The organism is Mesorhizobium sp. M7A.F.Ca.US.010.02.1.1, assembly GCF_004023085.1.
Taxonomy (GTDB): Bacteria; Pseudomonadota; Alphaproteobacteria; order Rhizobiales; family Rhizobiaceae; genus Mesorhizobium.
In genome coordinates this window covers 1-3,722 of record NZ_RZRV01000091.1, presented here as the reverse complement: position 1 = coordinate 3,722, position 3,722 = coordinate 1, and the positions used below count along the sequence as shown (strand labels likewise).

The 3,722-nt window shown below is 62.7% G+C and carries 7 protein-coding genes; 1 reads left to right on the top strand and 6 read right to left on the bottom strand.

Annotated elements, in window-relative coordinates; genetic code table 11:
- Positions 1 to 75: 75 nt before the first annotated feature.
- Complete coding sequence (locus EOA19_RS34725) at positions 76 to 342, bottom strand: hypothetical protein (RefSeq protein ID WP_023811237.1); 267 nt, start codon at positions 340 to 342, stop codon at positions 76 to 78.
- 131 nt (positions 343 to 473) lie between these two features.
- Here EOA19_RS34725 and gcvA point away from each other — a divergent pair, with 131 nt between their 5' ends.
- The gene (gene gcvA / locus EOA19_RS34720) at positions 474 to 1,409 is read left to right on the top strand and encodes a transcriptional regulator GcvA (RefSeq protein ID WP_023811236.1); all 936 of its coding nucleotides are present in this window, start codon (positions 474 to 476) and stop codon (positions 1,407 to 1,409) included.
- 88 nt (positions 1,410 to 1,497) lie between these two features.
- Here the strand turns inward: gcvA and EOA19_RS34715 are convergent, their stop codons facing one another.
- The 5 genes from EOA19_RS34715 to EOA19_RS34695 all read right to left on the bottom strand — a co-directional run.
- Positions 1,498 to 1,914, bottom strand: a complete 417-nt coding sequence (locus tag EOA19_RS34715; protein ID WP_128306099.1) for a DUF1761 domain-containing protein — start codon at positions 1,912 to 1,914, stop codon at positions 1,498 to 1,500.
- A 52-nt stretch (positions 1,915 to 1,966) separates the two neighbouring features.
- A complete protein-coding gene (locus EOA19_RS34710) occupies positions 1,967 to 2,623 on the bottom strand; it encodes a methyltransferase (protein WP_128306098.1) in 657 nt (218 codons plus the stop codon).
- On the bottom strand, positions 2,620 to 3,045 hold the full coding sequence (locus EOA19_RS34705) for an EVE domain-containing protein (protein WP_128306097.1): 426 nt from the start codon (positions 3,043 to 3,045) through the stop codon (positions 2,620 to 2,622). The genes EOA19_RS34710 and EOA19_RS34705 overlap by 4 nt, the downstream gene beginning before the upstream one ends.
- Positions 3,046 to 3,082: 37 nt before the next feature.
- Complete coding sequence (locus EOA19_RS34700) at positions 3,083 to 3,379, bottom strand: YciI-like protein (RefSeq protein WP_128306096.1); 297 nt, start codon at positions 3,377 to 3,379, stop codon at positions 3,083 to 3,085.
- 34 nt (positions 3,380 to 3,413) lie between these two features.
- The coding region (locus EOA19_RS34695) for an NAD(P)H-dependent glycerol-3-phosphate dehydrogenase (protein ID WP_348629865.1) at positions 3,414 to 3,722 on the bottom strand (309 nt) is incomplete at its 5' end.

Sequence of the window (3,722 nt, the reverse complement as noted above, 5' to 3'; positions counted from 1 at the left end):
GAGTAGGGGAGTAGGGGAGTAGGGGAGTAGGGACAGTCCCGGCGCAGCCTTAATTTTTCCTATTCCCCTATTCCCCTATTCCCCTATTCCCCTACGACCAGGTTTCTGCCAACCGATGTCGAGCAGGCCCAGCCGGCCAAGTTCTCTGTCCATTGCGCGAGCGACGTCACGGCGCTCGCCGCCGATATCGCGCAGTTGGCGATCGGAGAGATCCTCGACGTCCTGGTAGGCAATGTCGCGGCGGGCGAGGCGTATCGCGACCCGGGCGTGGCGCAGCCAGTCGAGGGTTTCGGCCAGCCAGGCCGGGCGGGGTGTCGATGAATTCAAAACGATGATGGACATGGTTATGATCCGTTGTCTCCGGATATCAAATCCGGCTTGATGATGTGTCGATGATGGGATCATGCCAGATTGAAATCCCTGCGAGAAACGAGTAGTTTTCTCTGGATCATCAAGTTTTATTTGAGGATAGGATGGCTCGTCTTCTGCCCGGGACTCGTGCCTTGAGGACGCTGGAAGCAGCGGCCCGGCACCTCAATTTCACCCGCGCCGCCGACGAGCTCGGCCTGACACCGGCCGCCGTCAGCCATCAGATCAAGGAAATCGAGGATCAACTCGGGCTGGTGCTGTTCACACGCACCAGCCGCACCATCCGGCTCACCGAGGCGGGGACGGTGCTGTTCGACGCCTCGGCCGACGCGCTCGACCTGCTTGGCCGGGCCGTTTCGCGGGCGCAGAAGCTGGCGCGCGGCACCGCCCTTTTGAAGGTAACGCTCGACGCGCAGTTCGCGTCAAAATGGCTGATGCGACGCGTCGACGATTTTCGCAAGCATCACCCAGATATCGAATTGCGATTCGACATTGCCTATGAAGTGCGGGATTTCGAACTCGATGACATCGATGTCGGCATCCGTTTTGGCGCCGGGAAATATCCAGGCCTTCGCACCCACCGGCTGTTCGACAACATCCTCATTCCGGTGTGCAGCCCGAGCCTCTTGACGTCCGGTCCGCCGCTGCGTGAGCCGCGCGACCTCTTCAATCACACGCTTGCGCATATCGAATGGTCGCGGCAAGGCGTGACATGGCCCAACTGGCGGATGTGGATGGCGGCGGCCGGCATCAATGATTTCGACGACAGCCGGACCGTCGTCTTCGGAAACTCCACGGATGCCGTCCAGGCAGCGCTCGACGGCAATGCCGTTGCGCTCGCCGATTTCGCCATGGTGGCGAACGACCTTTCCCTGGGCAGGCTGGTGCAGCCTTTCGAACTCGGCCTGCGGGTGGCGCCCGAGTTCGCCTACTTCCTGGTCTATCCCGAAAATACCGGCGACGATCCGCGCATCGTCGCCTTTCGCGAATGGATGCTCGAGGAAGTCGCCAAGACGCGGACCACGGACAAAGGGCAGTAGGGCAGTAGGGCAGTAGGGCAGTAGGGATTGCAGTCGGTGCCGTTTGCCCCTATTCCCCTACTGCCTTACTGCCCTACTCCCTTCTTGATCAGCTTGCCGCCGCGCCGAACCAGCCGATCACGGCGCCGATGATCAGCAGCACACCGAGCCAGTGGCCGCCGTCGATGAGGGTCAGATCCCAGCCGAAATTCTCGTAGCGATGGTTGACCGAGAGCGTCGTGGCGACGAAACCCAGCCAGAGCACGAAGCCGAAGACCAGGCCGGCAATCCATGTCGGCTCGCCGCCGGTCATCGCGCCGACGACCAGCGCCAATATGTACGCCATGACCAGTTCGGCGATGAAGCTGATGACGAAGGGCAGCGGCGATTTCTTCATCGTCGCCGGATCGAGCTTGGCGGCTTTCAGCCACGGCTTGCTCAGGCCCATGTACCAAGCGGCGCCGAACAGCCATGCCAGAATTGCGGCGGCGATCACCGCCAGCCAGTTCACTGCTGAAAAATCCATGAGCTTCCCCCTCCAGATGCGAACTTGATGGAACGCCTGTTCGGCGTTGGCGTCAAGCAAACCGCCAGACAGTAGTATGCTTGACGAGCGCATCCTCCAGTGCCCGCGTGACGGCCACCTCATAGACCGCAAGCGGCTCCAGCCCTGCCTTCGGCAGATACGACCGTCCGGGATCGCCGACGAGGATCTCGGCGCCGCGGGCCTTCAGCGTTGCGAACCATGGCATCAGCCGGTCCGCGAAAGATTTGTCGTAGAAAACATCACCGGCCAGGACCACGTCCCAACCTGCATCGGTGCCGATGCAATCCGTGCCGAGGAATTCGGTCCCGACACCGTTGATCTCGCTGTTGAGCCGGATCGCGGTGGCACAGAACGGATCGATGTCGGTTGCGATCACCTTGGCGGCACCTGCCTTGGCGGCAGCGATGGCGACGAGGCCGGAGCCGGAAGCGAAGTCGAGCACGCGCTTGCCCCGCACCGTGCCGGGATTGTCCAGGACATAGCGGGCAAGGCCCTGGCCGCCGGCCCAGGCAAAGGCCCAGAAAGGCGGTGGCAGGCCGATCTCGACCAGCTCATCCTCGGTCCGCTGCCACAAATCATGCGCTTCGTCGGCAAGATGAAGCAGGATCTCCGGCACGTGCGGCGGCGCCATCAGCGCCGTGTTGTCGAGAATGAATTGCCTCGCGCTGTTGGGCGTCAGCGCCGTCACGGAGCCGGCGTCAAGCCGCCCATGTGGCAGACTTCCTTCCACTCGGCCGGCGTCACCGGCTGCACGGAAAGCCGGCCGAGCCGCACCAGCGCCATGTCGGCAAGCTTCGGATTGGCCTTGACCTGTTCCAGCGTCGGCGGGTTCGGCACATCCCTTACGGCGCGGATGTCGACACATTCCCAGCGCGGATCGTCCGATGTGGTGTCGGGATGGGCAAGCGCGCAGACTTCAGCGATGCCGACGACGTTCAGCCCCTCGTTGGAATGGTAGAAGAAGCCGAGATCGCCGATCTGCATGGCCTTCATGTTGTTGCGCGCGGCGTAGTTGCGCACGCCGTCCCATTGCGTGCCGGCCTTGCCCTTGGCCTTCAGCATCTCGAAGGAGAACTTGAATGGCTCGGATTTGAACAGCCAGTAGTTCATGTCTTTCTCCTCCTTGGCGTCGCGCGGGCGACCGGGATTAACTAGCCGCCGGCTTGTTGAACGTCCAGTTCCACGGGCGGATTTCGACGCTTTCGAACAGCCCCGCCTTGGCGTAGGGGTCGGCGGCCGACAGAGCCTGGGCGCCAGCCAGGTCGGACGCTTCGACGACCACGAGGCTGCCATTGGGCTTGCCCTCGGCATCAAGGAACGGACCGGCGAATGCCAGCTTCTTGTCGCCGTTCAACCCTTCGAGAAAGGCGATATGCTCGGGCCGCGAGTCGAGGCGCACCTGCAGGCTTCCGGGCTTGTCCTTGCAAATCACAGCAAACAGCATCTTTTTTTCTCCTGATCGTTCAAAGTCGTGGGGATCAATCGTTGGTTTCGGTCTTCAGCGGCCGGGTCATCAAGGCCGTCACAGCCTGCCGGACGGTGATGGCACCGTCCAGTATGGCGGCGACAGCGGCAATGATCGGCGCGTCGATGTTGCGCTCGGTGGCGATGCGGGCAGCGATCGCCGCCGTCGGCACGCCTTCGGCGAGCGGCAATCCGGCAAGCGGCTTGCCTTGGCCGAGCGCCAGGCCATAGGCGAAATTGCGCGACTGGGTGGACGAGCAGGTCAGCAGCAGGTCGCCAAGGCCGGAAAGCCCCATCAGCGTTTCGGGCCTGGCGCCGAAGGC